The organism is Massilia genomosp. 1, assembly GCF_011682185.1.
Lineage (GTDB): Bacteria > Pseudomonadota > Gammaproteobacteria > Burkholderiales > Burkholderiaceae_D > Telluria_A > Telluria_A rubra.
In genome coordinates, this window is sequence record NZ_WHJF01000712.1 from 1 (window position 1) to 205 (window position 205).

Below are 205 nucleotides of genomic sequence, written 5' to 3' on the forward strand. Positions count from 1 at the left end.
GGTCTGGCCGCGTTGACGCCGGATCGGCGAGCCAGCAGCTGGTGCCGCTTGCTTGACCGGGCGCTTACCCTTGCGCCGGCCCTGCTTGCGCGGTGCCGCGCTGGCCGCCGCTGCAGGCCGCTCGCGGACAGCAATGGCCGTGCCGTCGCGGCTGATATGTCCGATCAACTGGTCACCCAGGTGTTCCTTGATCATGGCTTCGTAG

1 pseudogene is annotated in these 205 nt (G+C 68.8%); it reads right to left on the reverse strand.

Annotation, left to right across the window (positions count from 1 at the left end):
* Window positions 1-195 (reverse strand): annotated as a pseudogene (locus F1735_RS38750) (IS5/IS1182 family transposase); the annotation flags it as partial.
* Between the last annotated feature and the right edge of the window lie 10 nt (window positions 196-205).